The sequence below is a fragment of the Flavobacterium sp. KS-LB2 genome (assembly GCF_036895565.1).
Classification (GTDB): Bacteria; Bacteroidota; Bacteroidia; order Flavobacteriales; family Flavobacteriaceae; genus Flavobacterium.
Genome location: NZ_CP145904.1, coordinates 1,196,509 through 1,222,372, shown reverse-complemented (window position 1 = coordinate 1,222,372; position 25,864 = coordinate 1,196,509). Strand labels below are relative to the sequence as shown.

18 protein-coding genes are annotated in these 25,864 nt (G+C 34.4%); 17 read left to right on the top strand and 1 reads right to left on the bottom strand.

The window, feature by feature from the left end:
* The first annotated feature begins 33 nt into the window (after positions 1 to 33).
* On the top strand, positions 34 to 1,761 hold the full coding sequence (locus tag V5J73_RS05235) for a tetratricopeptide repeat-containing sensor histidine kinase (RefSeq protein WP_338648101.1): 1,728 nt from the start codon (positions 34 to 36) through the stop codon (positions 1,759 to 1,761).
* Here V5J73_RS05235 and V5J73_RS05230 read toward each other — a convergent pair.
* Positions 1,736 to 2,233, bottom strand: a complete 498-nt coding sequence (locus V5J73_RS05230) for a metallophosphoesterase family protein (protein WP_338648100.1) — start codon at positions 2,231 to 2,233, stop codon at positions 1,736 to 1,738. The genes V5J73_RS05235 and V5J73_RS05230 overlap by 26 nt on opposite strands.
* Before the next feature lie 225 nt (positions 2,234 to 2,458).
* On the opposite strand from V5J73_RS05230, the gene truA reads away from it, so the two are divergent.
* The 16 genes from truA to V5J73_RS05150 all read left to right on the top strand — a co-directional run bounded on the left by truA (position 2,459) and on the right by V5J73_RS05150 (position 25,681).
* A complete protein-coding gene (gene truA, locus V5J73_RS05225) occupies positions 2,459 to 3,193 on the top strand; it encodes a tRNA pseudouridine(38-40) synthase TruA (RefSeq protein WP_338648099.1) in 735 nt (244 codons plus the stop codon).
* Positions 3,194 to 3,268: 75 nt separating this feature from the next.
* Positions 3,269 to 5,023, top strand: coding sequence for an ABC transporter ATP-binding protein (locus tag V5J73_RS05220; RefSeq protein WP_338648097.1), 1,755 nt, complete (start codon positions 3,269 to 3,271; stop codon positions 5,021 to 5,023).
* Between the two features lie 241 nt (positions 5,024 to 5,264).
* On the top strand, positions 5,265 to 6,653 hold the full coding sequence (gene lpdA / locus V5J73_RS05215) for a dihydrolipoyl dehydrogenase (protein WP_338648095.1): 1,389 nt from the start codon (positions 5,265 to 5,267) through the stop codon (positions 6,651 to 6,653).
* 220 nt (positions 6,654 to 6,873) lie between these two features.
* On the top strand, positions 6,874 to 7,710 hold the full coding sequence (locus V5J73_RS05210; protein WP_338648093.1) for a serine O-acetyltransferase: 837 nt from the start codon (positions 6,874 to 6,876) through the stop codon (positions 7,708 to 7,710).
* Positions 7,711 to 7,713: 3 nt separating this feature from the next.
* Positions 7,714 to 8,631 (top strand): cysteine synthase A, encoded by a 918-nt coding sequence (cysK, locus tag V5J73_RS05205; RefSeq protein WP_338648091.1) that lies wholly within the window; start codon positions 7,714 to 7,716, stop codon positions 8,629 to 8,631.
* Positions 8,632 to 9,014: 383 nt separating this feature from the next.
* Positions 9,015 to 9,599 (top strand): fasciclin domain-containing protein, encoded by a 585-nt coding sequence (locus V5J73_RS05200; protein ID WP_338648090.1) that lies wholly within the window; start codon positions 9,015 to 9,017, stop codon positions 9,597 to 9,599.
* 421 nt (positions 9,600 to 10,020) lie between these two features.
* On the top strand, positions 10,021 to 10,467 hold the full coding sequence (locus V5J73_RS05195; protein WP_338648089.1) for an endo-arabinase: 447 nt from the start codon (positions 10,021 to 10,023) through the stop codon (positions 10,465 to 10,467).
* 328 nt (positions 10,468 to 10,795) lie between these two features.
* The gene (locus V5J73_RS05190) at positions 10,796 to 16,051 is read left to right on the top strand and encodes an endonuclease (RefSeq protein ID WP_338648088.1); all 5,256 of its coding nucleotides are present in this window, start codon (positions 10,796 to 10,798) and stop codon (positions 16,049 to 16,051) included.
* A gap of 506 nt (positions 16,052 to 16,557) precedes the next feature.
* On the top strand, positions 16,558 to 18,978 hold the full coding sequence (gene ppsA / locus V5J73_RS05185; RefSeq protein WP_338648087.1) for a phosphoenolpyruvate synthase: 2,421 nt from the start codon (positions 16,558 to 16,560) through the stop codon (positions 18,976 to 18,978).
* Between the two features lie 12 nt (positions 18,979 to 18,990).
* Entirely contained in the window at positions 18,991 to 19,746 is a 756-nt protein-coding gene (locus V5J73_RS05180) for an SDR family oxidoreductase (RefSeq protein ID WP_338648086.1), read from the top strand.
* Positions 19,747 to 19,781: 35 nt separating this feature from the next.
* A complete protein-coding gene (locus V5J73_RS05175) occupies positions 19,782 to 20,240 on the top strand; it encodes an OsmC family protein (RefSeq protein WP_338648085.1) in 459 nt (152 codons plus the stop codon).
* 215 nt (positions 20,241 to 20,455) lie between these two features.
* Entirely contained in the window at positions 20,456 to 20,761 is a 306-nt protein-coding gene (locus V5J73_RS05170) for a zinc ribbon domain-containing protein (protein WP_338648084.1), read from the top strand.
* Between the two features lie 27 nt (positions 20,762 to 20,788).
* Positions 20,789 to 21,778, top strand: coding sequence for an NAD(P)-dependent oxidoreductase (locus tag V5J73_RS05165; protein WP_338648082.1), 990 nt, complete (start codon positions 20,789 to 20,791; stop codon positions 21,776 to 21,778).
* A gap of 97 nt (positions 21,779 to 21,875) precedes the next feature.
* Positions 21,876 to 22,979, top strand: a complete 1,104-nt coding sequence (locus tag V5J73_RS05160; RefSeq protein ID WP_338648081.1) for a site-2 protease family protein — start codon at positions 21,876 to 21,878, stop codon at positions 22,977 to 22,979.
* Complete coding sequence (locus V5J73_RS05155; protein WP_338648080.1) at positions 22,966 to 24,120, top strand: phospholipase D-like domain-containing protein; 1,155 nt, start codon at positions 22,966 to 22,968, stop codon at positions 24,118 to 24,120. The genes V5J73_RS05160 and V5J73_RS05155 overlap by 14 nt, the downstream gene beginning before the upstream one ends.
* Before the next feature lie 499 nt (positions 24,121 to 24,619).
* Positions 24,620 to 25,681, top strand: coding sequence for a reverse transcriptase domain-containing protein (locus tag V5J73_RS05150; protein WP_338648079.1), 1,062 nt, complete (start codon positions 24,620 to 24,622; stop codon positions 25,679 to 25,681).
* Positions 25,682 to 25,864: the final 183 nt, after the last annotated feature.

Sequence of the window (25,864 nt, the reverse complement as noted above, 5' to 3'; positions counted from 1 at the left end):
CAATCCTAAACAGACAAAAAAATCAAATTATCTATGCCATACAAACAAATTGTTATAGTATTGATTGTACTGCTTAATTGCTTTGGAATTAGTGTTTTTGCACAAGTTAAATTACCTCAAAAAAAAGAAGTTGAACTACTTGCAAAAGAAGCCAATGAGCTTATGAAAGCTGGTAATTTCGAAAAATCATTAATAAAATCTAGACATGCACTAAAACATGCTATTGCTTTGAAAGATGACAATCTAATTGCTGCAACCTACAATACAATTGCTGCAAATTTTGACCAACTATCTGAATACGACAAAGCATTTTTTTACTACAATAAAGGGTTAACCTACGCCAACAAAACCAATAATGATATTTTAAAAAATTGGATTAATAATAATTTAGGGAACATTTATTGCTTTGACAAAAAGCAATATGAAAAAGGAATCTACTATTACAAAAAATCATTACAATACAGTACAAAAATTCATGATTCTGCTCAAATTGTTTTCACAAAACTAAATATTACCTGGGCCTACTTTGACATTGCACGTTATAAAGAAGGTCTTCCCTATTTAAAATACATTAACAAATACCATAAAAAACACGGTGATGAATCTACCATAGTAGCACTGAATATGCTAAACGGAATGTATTACAACTATAAAAATGATACTCAAAAAGCCTACTATTATTTCCAAAAAGCAATACAATTAGGAATTGAAGGAAACGAAAAATCAGACTTGTCGTATTCCTATCATGAGTATTCTAAATTTTTATTAAAAAATGGAGATTATGAAAATGCATATAAAAATCTAGCTCTTTATAATGAACTAACAATCAAATTAAACAATGAGGAAAAACTCAACAAAGCAAATGTTGCTGGAATAAATCTTGAAATTGATGAATATAAAAGAGAAATTGATAAAATAGGAAACGAATACAAAACCAAAGAATATTTACTAATACAAGAGCAATCCAGAAACAAAAAAATTGTAATTGTAATAATTGTTATTTTATTGTTTTTCTTTTTTCTTTTTTACATATTCTCTGAAAACGCAAAGCTTAAACAAAAAAATAAAATTAAAGACATACAAAGTCAACTGCAAGAAAACACGATAAGTGCCTCTATTTACGGACAAGAATTAGAGCGAAAAAAAATTGCTTCATTTTTACATGATAACATTAGCGCATTATTATCCTCTGCAGGATTGCACCTAAATGCATTTACCTCACAAAACCAAACAAATGCAGATGAGATTAAAAAAACAAAAGCCATATTAGAGGAAGCTCATGATCAAATACGGGATTTATCCCATGAATTGATGCCAACACTTTTATCACGATTTGGTTTATTTTATGCATTAGAGGAGTTGTGCGAAAAAAATTCAAACTCCTTAATTCATTTTAACTATTCTATTGTGGTGCCCACAAAGACAAGATATAATGAAGATTTTGAAATGAAAATGTATTTTATCATAATGGAACTCCTCAACAATATTATAAAACACAGTCAAGCCAATCAAGCTCATCTTACTATTCAAGAGAACAATAAATCACTCCAAATCAAAATTGAGGATAACGGTAAAGGATTTGACTCCAATACGTTTTATATTTTGGAAGGTTTTGGAATCAACCAGATCAAAGCACGAATAAGTAACCTTAAAGGAACTATCCTTATCACTTCAAAGCTAAATGAAGGAACAACTATTGCAATTGAAGTACCTATAACCTATCAAAAGGTAACAACTACGCCCGTTTTTCCATCTCAATAATTTCCATATCCTTGATTTTATCGCCTTCAATGACAAATCGCAACATCGTGCGTACTTGATGAAAACCACTTTTCCCAGCTGCACCAGGATTCATGTGTAATAGATTGTATTTTTTATCAAACATGACTTTCAGTATGTGCGAATGGCCACAAATAAATAATTTTGGAGGATTCAATCCCATTTCCGCTTTAATACTCGGATTGTATTTCCCAGGATAACCACCAATATGCGTAATCCAAACATCAACACCTTCACACATAAAACGGTTGTGCAAAGGAAACTCTAATCTGGCCTTAGCGTCATCAATATTCCCATACACACAACGCAACGGTTTTAGCTTTTTTATCGCATCTGTTACTGCTAAATCACCAATATCGCCCGCATGCCAAACTTCATCAGCCTGTGCAACATATTTCAAAATCGTATCATCAATGTGACTGTGCGTATCGGAAAGCAGAAGTATTTTTTTCAAAGTGATTTTTTTTAGGAGCATTTTCCTGCTATTCGTTGCAATCTTTATTGTTTTTAAGGAAAAACAATAAAGAATTTTCACTTTTATCAGGGCTAGGATTTTGTGGTAAAAATATACATTCGAATTCCAAATAAAAAATGAATTCGAAACTTAACAAAGTTTGCACCATTGCGACTTCGTGGCAAAAAAATTAATAAGTATCTTTGTGGCTTCAAAAAAAATCAGTTGAGATATTTCATCAAATTAGCATATAACGGAACCCATTATCACGGCTGGCAATACCAACCCAATGCTGCTTCTGTTCAGGCAACAATGAACAAAGCGTTTTCGGTACTATTGAATACAACTATAAATCTTATGGGAGCCGGAAGAACAGATACCGGCGTTCATGCCAAAGAGATGTATGCTCATTTTGATTTTGAAACACCATTTGATATTCCAAGTTTAGTTCATAAACTCAACTCTTATTTGCCCAAAGACATAGTTATTTATGATATTATTCCGGTTCATGACGAGGCCCACACACGTTTTGATGCCACAAAAAGAACTTACGAATACCACATTAATACATTCAAAGATGTTTTCTTGCAAGAGCAAAGTTGGTATTTCCATCAAAAACTAGATATTAATTTGATGAATAAAGCGGCGCGATTATTATTCAATCACAATGATTTTCAATGTTTTTCAAAAGTAAATACCGACGTCAATACTTTTGACTGCACGATTTTTGAAGCCTTTTGGAAAGAAGAAAAAGATAGCTTAATTTTTACCATTTCGGCCAATCGTTTTTTACGAAATATGGTTCGTTCCATTGTAGGAACATTGGTAAATATAGGGTTACACAAAATTACATTGGCAGATTTTACTGCCATTATAGAAAGTAAAAACCGAGATAAAGCAGGTTTTTCGGTTCCAGCACATGGTTTATATTTAACCAAAATAGAATACGATTACATTTAAATAATTACGAATTAAAAATTACGAATTATGCATCAAAGATTCAAATCGTAATTTCTAATTCATAATTCACAAAATATGAAAGCAAAAGCATTTGATACTAGATTATTCAGACGGATATTAAAATTTACCAAACCCTACCAATGGCGGTTTAATGGCGTGATTATTTTCGCCATTTCACTATCGATTTTTGCAGCATTACGCCCGTATTTATTGAAACAAACCGTAGATGGTTACATTGCAACCCAAGATCAACAAGGATTATTGCTGTATGTAATCTTGATGGGAATTGTGCTTTTACTGGAGGTATTTTCGCAGTTTTACTTTGTGTATTGGGCGAACTGGCTCGGTCAGGATATTGTAAAAGACATTAGGACGAAACTGTTTCAACACATTTTGAGTTTCCGAATGAAATATTTTGATCACGTTCCTGTGGGACAACTTGTGACACGTTCGGTTTCGGATATTGAGTCGATAGCTCGAATTTTCAGTCAGGGGTTGTTCATGATTATCAGTGACTTGATGAAAATGGTTGTAGTGTTGGCTTTTATGTTTTACATGAACTGGAAACTGACTTGGATCGTAATTGTGGCGATGCCAATTCTGGTTTTCTTCACCCGAATTTTCCAAAAGAAAATGCAAGTTGCTTTTGAAGAAGTACGAACCCAAATAGCAAATATGAACTCCTTTGTGCAGGAACGCGTAACAGGAATGAAGATTGTCCAACTTTTTAACCGTGAAAAAATTGAGTACGAAAAATTCAAAAGTATCAATGACAAGCACAAAAAAGCGTGGATAAAAACCATTCTTTATAACTCCATCTTCTTCCCTATTGCTGATATTATTTCGTCATTAACGCTTGGTTTTATTGTATTGTATGGCGGAATCAAGATATTAAACGGAGATAATTTCACCACTTTTGGAGATTTATTTTCGTACACTATGTTCATTGGAATGTTATTCAATCCCTTGCGTCAAATTGCGGATAAATTCAACGAGATGCAGCTGGGAATGATTGCTGCGAACCGTGTTTTTGATATTTTAGACACCGAAGATCAAATTCAAGATACTGGAACCATCGAAGCTCCAATCTTTAAGGGAGACATCAAATTTAAGAAGGTACGTTTTGGATATATTCCGGATGAAGAAGTCATAAAAGGAATCGATTTAGAGGTAAGTGCGGGTCAAACCATTGCCATTGTAGGATCTACAGGTGCCGGAAAATCTACGATTATTAACTTACTGAATCGTTTTTACGAAATCAACAGCGGTTCTATTTATATCGACAATCACAATATTGAGAATTACACTTTGGGATCGTTACGAAAACAAATTGCAGTAGTATTACAGGATGTCTTCCTTTTTGCTGATACTATTTTCAATAACATCACCTTGAATAATTCTGAAATTAGTCGCGAGCAGGTTTTGGCTGCAGCCAAAAAAATAGGTGTACACGAATTCATCATGAGTTTACCGGATAATTATGATTTTGATGTAAAAGAACGCGGTGTCATGCTTTCTTCCGGTCAACGCCAATTGATTGCTTTCTTGAGAGCGTATGTGAGTAATCCAAGCATTTTGATTTTGGATGAAGCCACTTCATCAATCGATACGTATTCCGAAGAATTGATTCAGCGCGCTACGGAAACGATTACCAAAGGCCGAACATCTATTGTGATTGCGCATCGTTTGGCAACGATTGTCAATGCAGATAAAATTGTAGTAATGGACAAAGGATTGATTGTAGAACAAGGAACACATCAAGAATTAATCAACCGTGAAAGTGGGTATTACAAGAATTTGTATGATTCCCAGTTTTCAGTAGCTAATTAGTTTTTGGTGCAAAGGAACAAAGAATAAAAAATACAAATTTAATTTTTACACTTTTACAATTTGTTTAAACAAAGGTATTTTTCTGAAAATTTGTTAGTTTGCCACTTTATTACTTTGAAACTTTCTCAAAACAGAATAAATCCTTAAATTCGCCCAATCAATTAAACAAGAGAAACACACAAAATGACACGAGCGTGAGCGACTGCATTTCATCAATAAAAAATAAATAAAAAACTTTGAAATGAAATACGATATTATAGTTTTAGGAAGTGGTCCAGGTGGTTATGTTACAGCTATTAGAGCATCACAATTAGGCTTTAAAGTAGCCGTAATAGAAAAAGAAAACTTAGGCGGTGTATGCTTGAACTGGGGTTGTATCCCAACAAAAGCATTATTAAAATCAGCTCAAGTTTTTGATTATCTAAAACACGCTTCTGATTATGGATTGACTGTTTCATCATTTGACAAAGACTTCCCTGCTGTTGTACAACGCAGTCGTAGCGTTGCTGACGGAATGAGCAAAGGGGTTCAATTCTTGATGAAAAAAAATAAAATCGACGTTATTGACGGTTTTGGAAAACTAAAACCAGGAAAGAAAGTTGATGTTACAGACAAAGAAAATAAAGTTACTGAATATAGCGCAGATCACATAATTGTAGCTACTGGAGCACGTTCTCGTGAGTTGCCAAACTTACCACAAGATGGTGTAAAAGTAATTGGATACAGACAAGCAATGACGTTGCCAACACAACCAAAATCGATGATTATTGTTGGTTCTGGAGCAATTGGGATTGAATTTGCACACTTCTACAACTCGATGGGAACTGAAGTTACTATTGTAGAATTTATGCCAAATGTAGTTCCTGTGGAAGACGAGGACATTTCGAAACAAATGGAGCGTTCTTTGAAAAAAGCAGGTATCAAAATCATGACAAACTCCTCTGTTGAGAGAATTGATACTGCTGGATCAGGTGTTAAAGCATTTGTGAAAACAGCAAAAGGAGAAGAAGTTTTGGAAGCGGAGATTTTACTTTCGGCTGTTGGAATCAAAACCAACATTGAAAACATCGGATTAGAAGAAGTAGGAATAGCTACTGATAAAGATAAAATCTTAGTAAACGCATACAACCAAACTAACATTCCTGGATATTACGCTATTGGTGATGTTACGCCAGGGCAAGCATTAGCTCACGTAGCTTCGGCTGAAGGAATCAACTGTGTGGAGAAAATTGCAGGATTACACGTAGAGCCTATCGATTACGGAAACGTACCAGGTTGTACCTACGCTACTCCAGAAATTGCATCTGTAGGTTTGACTGAAAAACAAGCTAAAGAAAAAGGATACGAATTGAAAATTGGTAAATTCCCATTCTCAGCTTCTGGAAAAGCGAAAGCTGCCGGAACTCCGGATGGTTTTGTAAAAGTAATTTTTGATGCTAAATACGGAGAATGGTTAGGATGTCACATGATTGGTGCTGGAGTTACCGATATGATTGCTGAGGCAGTTGTAGCGCGTAAACTTGAAACTACAGGTCATGAAATCCTAAAATCTATTCATCCTCACCCAACCATGAGTGAAGCAGTTATGGAAGCGGTTGCTGATGCTTATGGCGAAGTAATACACTTATAGATTTCAGAATAAAGATTTTAGATTGATATAGAAGTCCGTTTTGTGAAAGCAAAGCGGATTTTTTTTTATAGCATCATTTGCAACACAAAACAGGCATTTTGTGGGAATTTAACATATTAACATTTATTTACAAAACAGGGTTATGAACCTATTCAATTCTACTCTATATTTGTGTTTCGAGTAGTTTTACTCGTTTAATTTTGATTTTATTCCATCATAAATGAATACTGAAACCAACCGTTTTTCGAATACGCTACATGAAAACCAAAATAAAAATTGGGTAAGAGCAATCGATTCCTCAAAAATTATCAATTGGATTGATGATTTATTCAAAATATTATTCCCCGAAAAAGCTTTGGAAACCATCCAAATAGAATTGCTTTTGGATCAAAACAAAGCCAACTTTATTGCTATTCTTTCGGAAATCGTAAAAGACAAAACGGCAAATGAAATTCTGGATGATGCCGAATCATTTTACACAGCGCTTCCAGACTTATACAGTGCAATGCAAAAAGATGCACAGGCTATATTAGATACGGATCCCGCTGCCGATTGTATTCAAGAAATCATCAATTCTTATCCCGGTTTTTTTGCTATAGAAGTCTATCGCATTGCTAACGCTATTGCATCTCGTACTACTTGTCTCTTGCCGCGAATTCTTACTGAATATGCACACAGTAAAACTGGAATCGACATTCATCCGAGTGCAACAATTGACGTTCCGTTTATGATTGACCATGGTACCGGAATCGTTATTGGCGAGACTACAACCATAGGAAAACACGTGAGTATATACCAAGGTGTAACTTTGGGAGCGTTGCAAGTCGAGAAAAGCATGCATGAAAAAAAACGTCATCCAACTGTAGAAGACCATGTTATTATATATGCTAATGCCACTATTTTGGGCGGAAGTACCATTATAGGGAACCATAGTATTATAGGCGGCAATACGTTTATCACTAAGAGTGTGAATCCATATTCGTTTGTGATGCAATCCAATAAAAACACTGTTTTGAATCAGCAGGAAACAAAAGATATTAATTTCTTTTCTATATAAATTATGACAACATACAATAACATACTCGAAACAATAGGCAATACGCCACATGTGAAAATCAACCGCTTATTTGGTGCCAACCACAATGTGTGGATCAAACTCGAACGTGCCAATCCTGGCGCCAGTATTAAGGACAGAATCGCTCTTGCGATGATTGAAGATGCCGAAGCAAAAGGATTATTAAAAGAAGGAAGCACTATCATTGAAGCTACTTCCGGGAATACAGGAATTGGACTCGCCATGGTGGCTGCTGTAAAAGGCTATAAATTAATTCTGGTGATGCCAGAATCTATGTCTATAGAAAGACGCCGACTCATGAGTCTTTATGGTGCCGAATTTGTCTTGACGCCTCGTGAAAAAGGAATGAAAGGAGCGCTAGAAAAAGCACAAGAATTAGTGACCGAAATATCAAATGCTTGGTCGCCACTTCAGTTTGAAAATCCTGCCAATATCGAAATTCATAAAAAAACAACCGCACAGGAAATTATAAAAGCATTCCCAGATGGACTGGATTATTTAATTACCGGCGTAGGAACTGGTGGTCACATCACTGGTTGTGCCGAAATATTGAAACAACATTTCCCAAACTTAAAAGTGTACGCCGTAGAGCCGGAAGCATCACCAGTAATAAGCGGTGGCGCACCTGCTCCCCATCCTATTCAAGGTATTGGAGCTGGATTTATCCCCACAAACCTGCATACTGATTTATTGGACGGCACTATCCAAGTCAGCAAAGACGAAGCATTTGCATACGCCCAAAGAGCTGCCAAAGAAGAAGGAATGTTCGTGGGAATATCTTCCGGAGCATCATTGGCTGCAGTATCCAAAAAACTACCTGAAATCCCTGAAAATGCTAAAGTACTTACTTTTTGTTACGATACTGGTGAACATTACCTAAGTATTGAAGGCTTATTCATATAAAAGAGATTAGCATAATATACAAACCGATTTGTAAAAGCAAGTCGGTTTTTTTTTGCTGATTCTTGTTGCATCATTGTTTTATCAATTTCTTAAAGTAGCTTTAACTGTAAATCTAAAAAAAGACTATATGAGGCGAAATTAAATAAGCTAGGTCTATTTTTGAGATAAGTAAATCGTTTTATTAACATCGTAATACTGCAAATTCTATCAAGTCGATTTTTTATCCTAATTATTCACTAACAAAAATATTGAAAAACAGAAAAGCATTAGACACACAATTAAATATTTTTATTTGTTTAATTATTTGTTAAAAAACTTAAACAAATGATATAAATAAGATATCTTTGAATATCTTAATTTAATTTAACCTTAAAATATTGACTATGAAATTAGTAAAAACAATTAGTGCATTTGTATTGTTAGGAGTAATCACTACTTCTTGTGGAGAGAAAAAACAAGCTGAATCAACAGAAATGTCTGATTCTACAGCAGTAGCAATGGATACTACAGTTGTAGTTGAAACACCAAATATTGTAGGTGTAGCTGCTGGTAATGCAGATTTCTCCACACTTGTAGCAGCTGTAAAAGCAGCAAGTTTAGTGGAAACATTAAGTGGAGATGGACCTTTCACAGTTTTTGCGCCCAACAACGCAGCATTTGATAAACTCCCTGCAGGAACTGTAGATGGTTTGTTGAAACCTGAAAGTCTTGACAAACTAAAAGCAGTTTTGACCTATCACGTAGTAGCAGGAAAATTTGACGCTGCAACAGTAATTGATGCAATCAACAAAAATAACGGAAAATACACTGTTACAACTGTTCAAGGTGGCACTATTGTTTTAAGCTTGAAAGACGGAAAAGTGATGTTGACAGATGCAAACGGCGGAACTGCAACAGTTGTTCTTGCTGATGTAGCTGCTTCAAATGGAGTTATTCATGCAATTGACACTGTAGTTATGCCTAAATAAGGTTTAAACTTTTAATTCTATCGAAAACCGTTGTAGCAATACAACGGTTTTTTTATTCACTACTCACCTATTCTAAAACAAAATCAAACAGTAATAGTAACTCACACCAATGATTTAGACAATACTATAAATATAAGTTATAGACATTTTCAAATAGAAACGACAACAAACTTGAAAAATATGATTTCATTAAGTGATTGAAGACTTCTTGGGGCAACTTTATGACACAGAAACAATTAATGGAACATACCATAGTTCATATTTTACGTCACAGAAGACAAATTAAAAAGTTTAAAACCACAATTAAACAACTGCAAACAACTGAGCAGTAGTTTGTTTTTATGTTATAAAATAATATATTTACTGAAATTAGCTTTAAAATAAACAGGTCGATTATATCAAACTAAAAAATTCGAACAATATGAAGTGGACAGCATCCTTTTTTCTTATCCTTATTATCAACATGGTAAGTTACAGCCAGAATAGTGATGAAGCTAATGTTATAAAAAAATTACTAGAAAAAGAGTCTGCAACATGGAGAGCTGCTGATAGTAAAGGTCATTCTGATTGTTGGTACATTCAACCGTACAGCCGAATATTGATTTCCACTCCTGAGGGAGTCACACTGGATATTCCTCCAAGTGCTATGATTAACACTAATCCTAACGCTATGGGCAATGGTGGTTTTTCTGTAAATACAAACTATAAAATAAGTATTAATGGGAATAGTGCATGGGTAAGCCATGACGAAGAATCGACTGCTAAAGATGGTAAAAAAACCTTCTCCTATGAAATTCGATTATTAGAAAAAATAGAAGGACAATGGAAATTAGTGGGTCAATCCATACATATTTACAATCCAAAATAATTTTTGAATCTTCAACTTTATTATGTTTGCTAAATTATCGCACAACAATACAATCTTTATTTTGATTGATTTTAAAACCATTTAATTTTCACCCAAAAGAAGGAGTATTACTTATAGATTTTCTTTCTATCTTATGTTTTGTGGCTACCTAGTAAATAAGAGTTAATACTTTGAATCAACAAATTACTAATTATTAATCTATTATATTAAATAAACGTTTGTAAACCAATATTAAATGTTAATAATTTTAACAATTTGTTAATAGTATTCAGTAAATAAGAAAACTAATATTTATAGTTTTACAGTCCAACAAATTATTAAAACAATTATGAAGCAATTTTACTTAAAGACACAGTTCTTTCTTGCAACTGTATTTATTTTTTTAAGTTTTATTTCCAATGCTCAAGTTCCTACTTATTATAATGGAACTAATATTAGCCAAACAGGAAATACCTTAAAAACAAGCTTGTCAAATTTAATCATTTCAACCCATTCTACTTATTTGACTTATACTCCTGGAGTGTGGGATGCTCTAAAACAAACCGATTTGGACCCTAACAATCCTTCGAAAGTTTTACTGATTTATGGTTATAATGACAGTGACACTGATGTAACAAATGACAGAACCCGATCCAAAGATCAAAATGGTGGAAACCAAGGGGACTGGAATAGAGAACATGTATTTCCGAGATCATTAGGAAATCCTAATTTAGGAAGTGAAGGCCCAGGAAGTGATGCACATCATTTAAGAGCCTCAGATGTAAATTTTAATGCAACTAGAAACAATTATCCTTTTGGTGCCGGATCTGGAAATGCTAAATTAGTCAACAATATATTCTACCCTGGCGATGAATGGAAAGGTGATGTTGCCCGTATGATTATGTATATGTATTTGCATTATGGTACACAATGTCTTCCTAGTGTAGTAACTGTAAGTTCACAGAACTATAGTACTGATATGACCGATATTCTGCTAGAATGGAATGCAGAAGATCCAGTTTCCCAAGTAGAAATTAATAGAAATACAATATTAGAAGGAGTTCAAGGAAATAGAAACCCTTTCATTGATAATCCAGCTTTTGCGACAGCTATTTGGGGTGGACCACAAGCTCAAAATAGATTTGATGGCAGTATCCAATTAGATACAGAAACGCCGTCAGTTCCTGCTAGCTTGGTTGCCACAAATATAACGGCATCAGAAACTACATTAACATGGGTTCAGTCTACAGATAATGTGGGCGTTTTAGGATACCGAATTTATAACGGAACAGTACAAATTGCTTCTGCTTCAACTCCTAGTTATGTTTTATCTGGATTAACAGCTAATACAAATTATACTTTATCCATAAAAGCATTTGATGCAGCTGGAAACATTTCAAACGCTAGTAATAGTGTAGCTGTAAGAACCCTAGCTAGTATACCACCAACAACTCCAACCACTTCGGTAGTTTTCATCAACGAAATTCATTACGATAATGCAAGTACTGATATAGGTGAAGGTGTTGAAATTGCAGGAACAGCTGGAACCGATTTAACGGGTTGGAGCATTATTCCTTATAACGGAAATGGCGGTGTATCTTATACTCCAGCTGGAAGTTTATCAGGTATAATTCCGAATCAGTCTAATGGATTTGGAACTGTTTTCGTATCTATAAATGGATTACAAAATGGAGCCCCTGACGGACTTGCATTAGTAAACAACTTAGGAAATGTAATTCAGTTTTTAAGCTATGAAGGAACTTTTGCTGCTACTAATGGCCCAGCAAGCGGAATAACAAGTACGGATATTGGTGTTTCTGAAATTGGAACCGAACCAGTAGGCTTATCATTACAGTTGAAAGGATCTGGAAATCAATACAGTGATTTTACATGGCAAACATCAGTTGCAAGCACCTATGGAAATATCAATAACGGGCAATCATTCGCAATAGTTGCCGAGCCTCTTACTGCTCCTACAAATTTAGTAGCAACTAATGTTACTGCAACTACTTCAACTTTGTCTTGGACAGCAGGAACATCAAATGCTTCTTTTGAAATTTATAACGGAAGTACATTATTAGCTGCTACAACAGCTACTAATATAACTCTTAATGGTTTAACACCAAATACTACTTTTGCCATAACAGTGATTGCATTAGATGCTAACGACAACACTTCAGCAGCTAGTAATGTGGTTAGCATAACCACCTTAAATAACACTATACCTACTCCAGCTGGAGCTGTTTTTATCAATGAAATTCACTATGACAATGCAGGAACAGATCTTCAAGAAGGCATTGAAATTGCTGGGCTTGCAGGGACCGACTTAACAGGATGGAAAATCATACCTTACAATGGAAGTGGTGGCGCTTCTTATACTCCAATAGGAAACTTATCCGGAACAATTCCAAATCAATTAAACGGATATGGTACGATATCAGTACCTATTGCAGGATTACAAAATGGTTCTCCTGACGGAATTGCATTAGTTGATGCTGCTGGAAAAGTGATTCAATTTCTAAGCTACGAAGGGACTTTTACAGCGACCAATGGTCCTGCGGCAGGAATGACAAGTACTGATATTGGTATTACTGAGGCAAGTACTGCAACTGTAGGGAATTCTCTTCAGCTAGTTGGTAAAGGAACTAAATACAGTGATTTTACATGGGAAGCAGCTGCAAGTACTTTTGGAAAACCTAACAAGGGAGAAAAGTTTGGCGAGTTAGTTTTTATCAATGAAATTCACTATGACAATGCAGGGACTGATATTGGTGAAGCAGTAGAAATTGCTGGTTACGCAGGAACTGATCTAACAGGATGGAGCATAATTCCTTACAATGGAACAGGAGGAGCTAGCTATACTCCAACAGGGAATTTATCTGGTATTATTCCTGATCAATTAAATGGGTATGGTACTCTATCAGTAAACATTACGGGATTACAAAATGGTTCTCCTGACGGAATTGCATTAGTAGATGCTTCTGGAAAAGTTATTCAATTTTTAAGCTACGAAGGTACTTTTACTGCTACTAATGGTCCTGCTGCAGGAATAACAAGTACAGATATAGGTATCGCTGAAGCAAGTACAGCGGCAATAGAAACTTCATTACAATTAACTGGAGTAGGATTTACCTATGCTGATTTTACTTGGCAAGCAATCAATACTACTTTTGGAGCTATAAATAAAGGACAGTTTTTTGGTAATGCTTCTGACATACTAGTAGTTATTCCAATAGCTGAAGCTAGAGCAAAAACAGATGGAGAAATTGTAACTGTAACTGGAGTTTTAACCGTTTCTGACCAATTTGCAGGCTCAGCTTACCTGCAAGATGCTACAGGAGCGATAGCTGTTTTTGACAAATCGGTTCATGGAACTGGACTTTTTAAAATAGGAGATTCTATCACAGTTACAGGAACTAGAAGTTCTTTCAGTGAACAAGTACAAATAAGCCCTGTAAGTGCTGTTACCAATAATGGATTACCTAATCAACCTATTGTGCCCCTCACTATCACTTTGAGTGAAATGGCAAACCACCCAGCTGAATTAGTTCGCATTGAAAATACGACTTTCCCTAAGCCTGGTGCCATGATGTTTGGTAATTCAAACACTGATATTACGGATGCTAGTGGAACAGCTCAACTGAGAATCGATGCAGATGTAAATGAGCTTACAGGTTTTGCACAACCAGAAAACTGTTCAGAAATAATAGGTGTTGTGGGAAATTATTTTGTAACTCAACAACTATTACCTCGAATGAGAACAGACTTACCATGTGCCAATAAATATGAACAAACTGGTAATGATTTAGCAATTTCAAAAGAAAAAACTTTAGATATCGCTACTTGGAATATAGCTTGGTTTGGTGATGAAACCAATTCGCCTACAGCAGGAAAAACCAACTCTGATGCCCTACAAAAAGCGGCTGTTAAAAATGTTTTACAGCAATTAGATGCTGATATTTATGCTGTCGAAGAAATCTCTGACGATGTCTTATTTGCTCAAATGGTTAGCGAAATGAATGATTACAGCTATGTTTTATCGGAGGCTACCTCTTATCCTAATGACTTTAGTAGTCCAAAACAAAAAGTTGGATTTATTTATAAAAATAAAACAGTAACCCCGGTAAGTACTAAAGTACTTTTGAAAAACATTCATCCTTTTTATAATGGTGGCGATGTTTCAGCACTTGCTAATTATCCTGATACTGATAAATCTAGATTCTTTGCTAGTGGTAGATTGCCATTTATGATGACCGCAAATGTTACTATTGATGGTAATCAAAAACAAATCAATATTATTGATCTTCATGCTAGAGCAAATACAAGTGGTGATGCTCAAGGCAAATACGACATGCGTAAGTTTGATGTTGAAGTTCTAAAAGATACATTGAAGGCGCAATATCCTGATGCAAACTTAGTATTACTAGGAGATTATAACGATGATGTTGACTACACAGTATCTGATGTAACAACAACCGTTTCTACTTATGAAGCGTATGTAAATGACAGTTCTCATTTTAATGTACTTACTAAAACATTGAGTGATGCAGGATTTAGATCGTATGTTACTTATGAAAACATGATTGACCACATAACCGTTTCTAATGAACTTGCTCATTTATACATCAATGAATCTGCTAGAGTACATTATGAATTTTACACTAGTGATTATACAAAAACAGCTTCGGACCACTTCCCAGTTTCTGTAAGATTACAATTAAAAGAATTGACACTTGACGCAAGCAGTGCAACAAATATTACTTGCAACGGCGAAGCTAATGGAACTGCTACTGTTTCTGTTTCAGGCGGAATTGCACCATACACCTATACGTGGAGTACTAATGAAATCAACAATACCAACTCCATATCTAATCTTGATGCAGGAACTTATAGTGTAATTATAACTGATGCTTTAAACAATAAATTGACTACGAATTTCAGTATAACTGAGCCTACAATGATTGCTATTCCATCAACAAATGAGGAAACTGTCTATTATGGCTACACTAATGCTTCCTGCACAACACTTTCTGCTGGCACAGTAACTGGAGGCGTATTACCTTATACATACCTATGGAGCACTGGAGCAACTACAAGTAGTATTGCAGTTTGTCCTACGGCAACTAGCACCTATACACTAATTGTGAAAGACGCTAACGGTTGCATATCTGCCACAGAAAAAATTGTTAATGTAATTGATGTACGTTGCGGTAATAATTCGAAAAATCCAAAAGTAGAGATATGTCACAACGGAAAAACAATTTGTATTGATGAAAATGCTGTCGCAAGCCATTTAGCCCATGGAGATCGTTTAGGTACTTGTGAATCAACAAATAATGATTCAATATCAATAACTGATGTAAATGTATTTCCAAATCCATTCGTAAATAATGTAGATGTAAGTATTAACATCTCAGAAAATGCAAAGGTTGACTTTTTGGTTTATAACTTCTACGGACAAATTGAAAAACAAAACAGTCAAGAAGTGAAAGCTGGAAAATCAATTACAAAATTAGAATTATCAGAATTAAGTAAAGGATACTATTTCTTGAAAATTGCTATAAATGGCAAAGTCAAAGAAATCAAATACTTGATTAAGCAATAATTTCTATAAAGAGATAAAAAAATTCTCTTTATCCTATAAATCAACTAAGGCCATCAAAAGTAATTTTGATGGCTTTTTTTTGATTTGCCACGACTATAATTTCCATTTTAATTCTGCTTTAACTTTTTAAACTATAATTACTTTCATATACAAATGAAACAATTGCATCGCCGTTATTACTCATACAAAAGGCAATAAAAAAAATGGTGCAATCTCAATACAGAAACACAAACTACTGTATATTAAATACTTAAAATAAAAATATTTAAAAAAAACGTGCTTTTTTATCTCAATGAAATAATTATTTGTTTAAATTTACAGTATTGGTTTAAATAGACAGGAACACCTACTACCTAATCTTTTAAACTTGATCTGTAAATTTCAAACCTACTTCAATATTATAAAATTTACGATCCTTTAAACTAAAAAATCCGCCCCAGTAATTTTCTATTGTTTCTAATCTAACATGCCAATAAAGGTCTGTTTATACTAAAAAAACATACGAAATGGAGAAGTACAAATACATTCTGTTTTTTGACCAAATTGGTATTGATGCCATTGGCAAAGTAGGTGGAAAAAATGCCTCTCTGGGCGAAATGTTCAATCAACTCAACCCTCTAGGAATTAGTATCCCCAATGGATTTGCAGTGACTGCAGAGGGATATCGGCTGTTTAGGAAAATGAATACTTTGGAGAAACCGTTGAAAGATTTATTAGTTTCATTAGATACTCAACACTATTCCAATCTTTCTTCAATTGGAGAAAAAGCCAGAAATCTTATTTTATCAGCCTCAATTCCAGATGAAATTCGAGACGAAATTTATGCTGCCTATCAATTACTCAGTCAAAAATGCAACAGCAGTACTCTTGATGTAGCAGTACGAAGTAGTGCTACCGCTGAAGATTTGCCTACTGCAAGTTTTGCTGGTCAAATGCAATCGTTTTTAAATATCAGCGGCACAACACAATTACTAGATGCAGTTCATAGATGTTTTGTCTCCTTGTTTACAGATCGTGCCATTAAATACCGCCATGATATGGGGTTTGCCACATTAGATATCGCCATCTCTGTTGGCATTCAACAAATGGTACGAAGCGATATTGCATCGTCTGGAGTGGCTTTTACTATAGATCCAGACAGTGGTTTCGAAAATACCATCATCATCAATGGTTGCTGGGGTTTAGGTGAAAATATTGTTCAAGGAACAGTAACTCCTGATGAATGGATGGTTTTTAAACCTACATTAGAAAACCCAGACTTCAATCCCGTTCTAAAAAAACAGTGTGGCAGAAAAGAATTTACGATGATTTATTCTGAAAAATCAGAGGATTTATCCGCAGAAAACACCATTAGAAACACCAAAACTACTTTTGAAAAACAAAATCAATTTTCGTTAAATAATAAAGAAGTAGTTCTACTTGCCCAATGGTGTGCTAAAATTGAAAAACATTATAAAAAACCCATGGACATTGAATGGGCAAAAGATGGTTTGAATAACCAACTGTACATTGTTCAGGCACGACCAGAAACGATTCACGGAAAAGCGAATAAGCAAGTTCGGGAAATATACAAACTCAAAGAAAAGAGCACTCTTTTGACCCAAGGAATTGCGCTTGGCGATAAAATTGCTTCTGGAAAAGCACGTATCCTAAACAGTCCACAAGAAGGCAATTTATTGCAAAATGGAGAAATTATAGTAACTGATTTGACAAATCCGGATTGGGATCCCATCATGAAAAAAGCTTCGGCAATTATTACTAATAAAGGAGGACGAACCAGTCATGCTGCGATTGTTGCTAGAGAACTAGGAACCGTAGCCATTGTGGGTTGCGGAAACGCTACTTCCGCAATAAAAAACGGTCAGGAAATTACTGTTTCTTGTGTCGAAGGTACAGTTGGAAATGTATATGATGGTCTATTAAAATGGGAAATATCAGAACAGGATTTCAGCAAACTTGAAATGCCAAAAACGGATCCCATGCTTATTCTTGCAGATCCAGAAAGAGCCTTCGAATTAAGTCATTATCCCAATCAGGGCGTGGGTTTAATGCGAATGGAATTTGCAATTTCGAATACAATTAAGATACATCCTTTAGCCTTATGCGATCCTGAAAAAATAACAGACCAGGTAATTATTGATGAAATAGTTGCGTTGACAAAAGGTTATGAAGATCCTAAAAATTATTTCATCGATAAATTGGCTGAAGCTGTTGCCATTGTTGCCGCAGCTTTTTATCCAAAGGAGGTTATTGTTCGAATGAGCGATTTTAAAAGTAATGAATATGCCAACCTCATCGGAGGAAAATATTACGAGCCAGAGGAGGAAAACCCGATGATTGGTTTTCGTGGTGCTTCGCGTTATTACAATGATTTCTATCGAAAAGGTTTCGCTTTAGAATGCGAAGCAATGAAAAAAGTACGCAATGAAATGGGATTCCGTAATGTAAAACTGATGATCCCGTTTTGCAGAACCGTTGAAGAAGGTGAAAATGTGCTTACCGAAATGTCTAAAAATGGGTTGGTACAAGGCATCAACGGATTACAAGTATATGTCATGATTGAGATTCCAAGCAATGTATTAATGGCCGATGAATTTGCAAAACTTTTTGATGGTTTTTCTATTGGTTCCAATGATTTAACGCAACTCACCTTAGGTTTAGACCGAGATTCAGCACTGGTAAGTTATTTGTTCAGCGAAGAAAATCCTGCTGTAAAATCGCTAATTAAAGAAACGATTCGGGTTGCCAAACGTTTTGAAATAAAAGTGGGATTGTGCGGACAAGCACCGAGCGATCTGCCTCAATTTGCCAAGTTTTTAGTAAACGAAGGCATTGACAGCATCTCGTTTAATCCAGATGCTTTGATCAAAGGGATTGAAAATATTTTAGAGGCGGAAAAGGAAACAAAAAGAAAAATTCTAATGTAAAGCGATTGAATTATGGAAGCAACATTCAAAAATAAAGTAGTCATCGTGACCGGTGGTTCCTCTGGAATTGGGAAATCTACTGCCTTGGCTTTTGCCCAAAAAGGAGCTAAAGTAGTTGTCGTAGATTGGATAGAAAACAGTGAAACAATGGGTCTTATTAAGGATTTAGGTGCAGAAACTATTTTTATCAAATGTGATGTGTCTAAAAATGAAGATGTAAAAGTAATGGTTGAAAAAACAATTGCGACTTTTGGCCGATTGGATTATGCTTTTAATAATGCTGGTGTTGAGGGAAAATCAGCAGCAACACAAGATTGCACAGAGGAAAATTGGGACCGAACACTAGCAATCAATCTGAAAGGAATTTGGCTTTGTATGAAATATGAAATTCCCGAAATACTAAAGCAAAGCAAAGGAGCAATTGTAAACTGTGCATCAGTAGCTGGATTAGTTGGATTTGCTGGCTTACCTGCTTATGTAGCTTCTAAACACGGAGTTATTGGATTATCAAAAACCACAGCTTTAGAATGTTCTAAACTTGGAATCAGAATAAATGTCGTTTGTCCAGGAGTGATACAAACGCCAATGATTGATCGCCTAACCGGAAAAACAAAAGAATCAATAGAACAATTTACAGGTTTAGAGCCAATAGGACGTTTTGGCAAACCCGAAGAAATAGCAAACGCTGTGGTCTGGATGTGTTCAGACGAAGCTTCATTTGTAACCGGACATGCAATGGCAGTAGACGGAGGATTTGTCGCACAATAATTTTTGAGTATTAATACCACTAAAAAATGTATAGGATGTATACTTACGAAGTAAATCTAAAATGGTCAGACAAAAGAAAAGGGATGTTAAGTTCACCCGTTTTGATGCAAAATATTGAAGTCGCTACACCTCCTGAATTCCCAAAAGGAATGGAGAAAATTTGGTCACCAGAGCACCTATTTGTTGCCGCAATAAACAGTTGTCTATTAACTACTTTTCTATCAATTGCCGAAAATTCAAGACTGCAGTTTATAAGCTTTGAAAGTAAATCGACTTGTAATGTTGATAAAATCAACGGAAAACATACCATAACCGAAATCATTCTTCAACCAAAGCTAGTCATCCATTATTCCCAAAAACCGGAGCGAGCAAAGCATATTTTGGAGATGAGTGAAAAGGCTTGTCTGATTTCAAGTGCCATAAAAACAACCATTCGGTTAGAGCCTGAAATAATAATTGAGTATAATTTAGTTCCGCTTGGCAATTCCTTTTAAAATAGCATCCGTAAATTATTTTTACAAAAAAATAAAACAATCATTACCAATATATCACTGCAACTGTTGCGAAAACTAAAATGATGAAGCAAAAAATGATATAAAAAATAACAGAAAATATTAGATTTCATAAAAGGACCTTCAGAAACTTTATCGCAATTCAAAAAACAATTTGAATTAAAATTTGAATTATAAACATTAAAATCAGAAACACTATGAAAAACTTTACACTAAATTCTTTAAAAAAGAACAGAATAGAAGACATCCGTTTTTGTCAAAGTTGTGGTATGCCTCTTAATGCAGAAAAATTAAAAGGAACCGAAAACAATGGTATTAAAAGCAATGATTATTGCAAGTTTTGCTATGTAAATAGCAGCTTTAAAAATCCAGAAATGGATTTGGATGCCATGAGGAATGTTGTAAAAAAATACATGGAAAAAAGAAAACTGCCAGATTATATGATCCAAAAAGCTGTCAATATTTTACCTGCCTTAAAACGCTGGAAAAGCAAACAACTATAACTGATTCAACACATTACAAGCAGTAAAATGAAAGTATTACTCTATAGTATATTAGGTTTTGACAAAGCTTTTCTGAAAAAAGCAGCGCATGGTAATCACGAATTAGTTTTTACTGAGCAGCCTTTGAATGAAAGTACCGCCAACCTTGCCCAAGGATTTGATGCTATTTCACTTTTTACTTCTGATGATGCTTCAGAGGATGTATTGCAAAAATTATATACTTGCGGTGTCAAATATATTACGCTGCGTTCAGCTGATTATGACAATGTAGATTTGGCTAGAGCAAAATCATTAGGGATAAAAGTGGCTAATGTTCCTGAATATTCGCCTTATGCCATTGCTGAACTCGCTGTAGCTTTATTATTAGCTTTAAATCGAAAACTAGTTTTAGGCCAGACGTTAATGCAAATTGGCGATTATCGCTTAGATCATTTAGTAGGTTTTGACTTGTATGGAAAAAGAATAGGCATTGTAGGAACTGGAAAAATAGGCGCTGCTTTTGCAAAAATCATGGATGGTTTTGGTTGTAAAATCATAGCCTTTGACAGTACAGAAAACCAAAAACTAAAGGAAGAAATTCCAATCACTTACGTCTCACTCGAGGAGTTATGTACTACAGCTGATGTACTTTCCGTGCATCAGCTACTTGATGAAACAACAAAACACCTATTCAATAAAAATACTTTTGCACTAATGAAAAAAGGGGTGATTTTTATTAATACAGCTCATGGAGCTATAGTCAACACTGAAGATTTATTAGAAGCCATCGAAAATAAAACCATTAGCGCAGCAGGTCTAGATGTTTACGAAAAAGAGTCTTCCATATTTTTTCAAGATCATACAGATGCTCCCCTACATGACGATTTGTTTTTAAAGCTTCGATCCCTTCCTAATGTAATGATTACTGGGCATCAAGGTTTTTTGACAAACGAGGTATTAGAGGAAATTGCGCACACTACAATTGCTAATTTGAATGCTTGGACTTATACTGGTATTTCTGGAAATGAGGTGAACTAATCCCCGTTTCTAAATCATTTATAAATAACAAACTCTAGGTTTACTTGTCTATTTTTTTCTAATCTTACTGTGCTAATAGTATTTAAAAACTCAAAAAATGAAAGGATCATTTAAACTCGGAAAAGTATCAGGTATTGGAATATTCATACACTGGACCTTCAGTTTACTTATTCTATTTATCATTTTCATGAACTATAAATCCGGACAAAATACTACTCAAATAATTTGGTCAGTGGTATTTATCTTATGCATCTTTATTACTGTTTTGTTGCACGAACTCGGTCATGCTTTAGCTGCAAAAAACTACCACATAAAAACCAAAGACATCACCCTTTTACCCATTGGTGGATTGGCAAGATTGGAACGAATTCCTGAAAAACCATTAGAAGAATTAATAGTCGCTTTTGCGGGACCTTTGGTAAATATTGCGTTGGCTCTTATCACTGGAATCTTTATTACAATTCCTGATACTTCGGAGCAATTAATGACTGAATTATCTAATGGAGTACATGCCACTAATTTCTTTCTCTATTTCTTTTTAGTCAATTTCTGGTTGGCAATTTTCAACCTAATTCCTGCATTTCCTATGGATGGAGGCAGAATATTACGCGCTTTATTATCGTTTAAATTACAAAGACATGTTGCTACACGAATTTCGGCACGAATAGGACAACTCTTAGCGATGGGATTCATCATTATTGGATTTTTCAATTCTCCAGTTTTAGTCTTTATAGGTATATTTGTTATTATTGGCGCTCAAGTTGAAGCCGATTATACAGAATCTAAATTCCTCTTGAAAGGTTTTAAAGTTCATGATGTCGTAATGAAACAATACCCAATTATAGATGTCAATGATACGGTAAAAACAGCTGTTGAATTGGTATTAGACAGCCAAAACAAGAATTTTTTGATTACAGAAGAAGGTATTCCGGTTGGAACGCTAAATCGGGATCAAATCATTATGGCTCTTTCAAAAAAAGGTGATGATGAATTTATTTACAATGTTATGGATCGAAATTTAGTGTATCTCGACAGCGATACTCTTTTAGAAAAAGTTTTTGAACTTATTCAGCTCAATAAATCAAGATTAATGCTCGTTATGGAAAACAATAAGGTGGTTGGTATTTTAGATGTTGAAAATCTTATGGAATTTCTTTTAATTAACGAAGTGAAAATAAATAAAGCCCATGATAGAAAGTAAAAATAGCTTTGTTATTTCAAAAAATCTAGAGCTTGTTTATAGTGGCGAAGATTATTTTTCTCGATTAGAAGCAATTATTCGGAATTCAAAGTTTGAAATTCACATGCAAATGTATCTTTTTGAAAACGATGCAACTGGAAATAGAATTATTAAAGCATTAGAGGAAGCGGCTTTACGCAAAGTCAAAGTTTATGTTCTTTTGGATGGTTTGGGCTCATTATCATTTCCCTCCGAAACAATAAAGAGAATGAGGCAAAGCGGTATAAACATTCGTTTTTTTGCTCCTTTATTTTCTACTTATACCTTTTATCTTGGTAGAAGACTGCATCGAAAAGTTATTGTTTCCGATGCAAAAACGGTCCTAATTGGCGGTATTAATATTGCTGATAAATATTGTGGTTCACATGCAGAAGCTCCTTGGTTAGACTATGCCTTGCAAATAAAAGGAGAAATTGCCGAGCCTTTGCAAAAATTATGTAGCGATATTTATTTAAAAAAAAGACGCTTCCAAAACAAAAAAATAAAATCCTACTTTCCTATTGAAGAAGATGCGATGGTCCGCATCCTACAGAATGATTGGTTAAAACGAAAAAATGAGATTTGTGATAGCTACATAAAATCCATCCGAAATGCAAAAACAGAAATAATCATTGTGGGAAGTTATTTCCTTCCCGGAATCCGAATTATTCGAGCTTTGAAAAAAGCATCAAAAAATAAAGTAACCATCAAATTGATTTTATCCGGTAAATCAGATCTTCCAATGACAAGACGGGCGACTTGCTTCTTGTATAGAAAACTTCTCAACTACAACATTGAATTATATGAATGGAACCAATCTGTTTTACACGGAAAAGCAGCTGTAATAGATGGCAATTGGGTAACAATAGGATCTTTTAACTTGAATAATTTAAGTTCCTACGGGAGCCTCGAAATGAATGTCGAAATAAATTCTGTCTTATTTGCTGAAATGTTTCATACGCACCTCATCAAAATTATTGCTCAATGCCAAAAAATAACACCTAACTCACTAAAAATCAAAGGCAAAATCGTATCAAAATTCATTAATTTTATTTCGTATTGCATTACTCGAATCATTGAAATAATTGTTACTTATACACCTTACAAACGATTTTATAATTGATTTTATAGAACCAGTACCTTCCTTTTTTTATTACAAAACAAAAAAGTATCTTTTATTACCAAAAACAAAATTATTATTTAAAAAATAACTACTATTAGTACTATTAATACAATATTTTTAATTAACTTTATATGTACTTTAAAAGTGCATAAACAACTAACAGTAAGATAATTACAAACATCAAACAATGGAACCACACCGAATAAAAACTAAAAAAAAAGAGGATTGGATTCAGAAAGATTTGGAGAGTAAAACTCCCAAATTAAGTAGTAAAATTGTGTTTATTCCCAGTCAGGATGAATTATTTTTCTAGTTCATTTCTCAAAGAAATTTGTTAGCCTGGGTTAACATCGGAGCCGTGAGTCACTGCTCTGTAATTGAATGTTCTTTCAAGCACCAGGTTTAAAAGATTCTCCGCAGAGCTCCGAACTTTTAAACCGGTATTCTTAATCGGGGTTAGGGACAAAATAGTCCCTACTCCATTAATGATTTAAACACTATGGATTTTGCACTATACAAAGATACATTTACAGAGAAATCCCATAAAATAGGCTATTCACTACCTAATATTCAACGTTGTCTGGACTATGCCGAAGTACTATTTTCTCATAACGTTCCTGTAATTTACAATCCAACCCATTTATCCCTTTTGGTGGGGTACAAAAAAGAATACTTAAAAAAAGCGACTGTTTATCCTCACTACTTCTACCGGGATTTCCAGATTGAAAAAAAAGATGGCACAAAGCGACTTATATCTGAGCCTCTTCCGAGTTTGAAAGAAATACAAATCTGGATTTTGAGAAACATCCTTAATAAAGTTCCCACAAGCCCTTTTGCGAAAGCATATAAAACTAATGTTAGCCTTATTGAAAACTTGAAATTTCATAAAAATCAGCCTAAAGTATTTGCGTTAGACTTAGAGAATTTCTTTCCCTCTATCACTTTTGAATTAGTCGAAATAGAGTTTCACCAATTAGGCTATTCTAAGATGGTATCGAAATTGCTCTCTAAATTGTGTACTCGAGACAACACTTTGCCTCAAGGTGCGCCCACAAGCCCGTATCTTTCGAATTTAATATTTAAAAATGCCGATGCCGAGATTGCCGCTTACTGTAAACTGAATAAAATAAGATATACCCGTTATGCTGACGACATGAGTTTTTCAGGGAATTTTGATGAGAATAAACTACTTCATAAAGTAATTGAAACTGTTGAAAAAATAAACCTTCGCATCAATAAAAACAAGACTAAACTCATGACTCAAAACACTCGTCAAACCGTTACAGGTGTAGTTGTCAATGAAAAACCGCAAGTAGCCTTCCACAAACGCAATGATTTAAGGCAAGCCATGTATTATATCAAGAAATTTGGTTTTGAGGAACACCGCGAGTACAAAGAAATTGATCAAAAAAATTATCTCGAACATTTGTTGGGAAAAATAAATTTTGTGTTGCAAATAAACCCAAAAGACATCGAATTTTTAGCCTATAAATCTTTCTTGAAAGAACTAAAAAAGAAACAAGATTTAAAAGCTATGGATGATGCATTATTACCCATATGAAATTGAAACCATTTTTAGTAAAACCATTAATATGAAACTCTTTTTTAGAGTTTTTTTTTAAAATTTCTGATTTTAATATTGGTTAAAAATTTACTTCAAAAATGATTAGCGATACAATAAAAATTAAAGCAGATTTTGAGTTTCTTATACAATGAGCATCTTCGACTAAAGTAATATTACGGT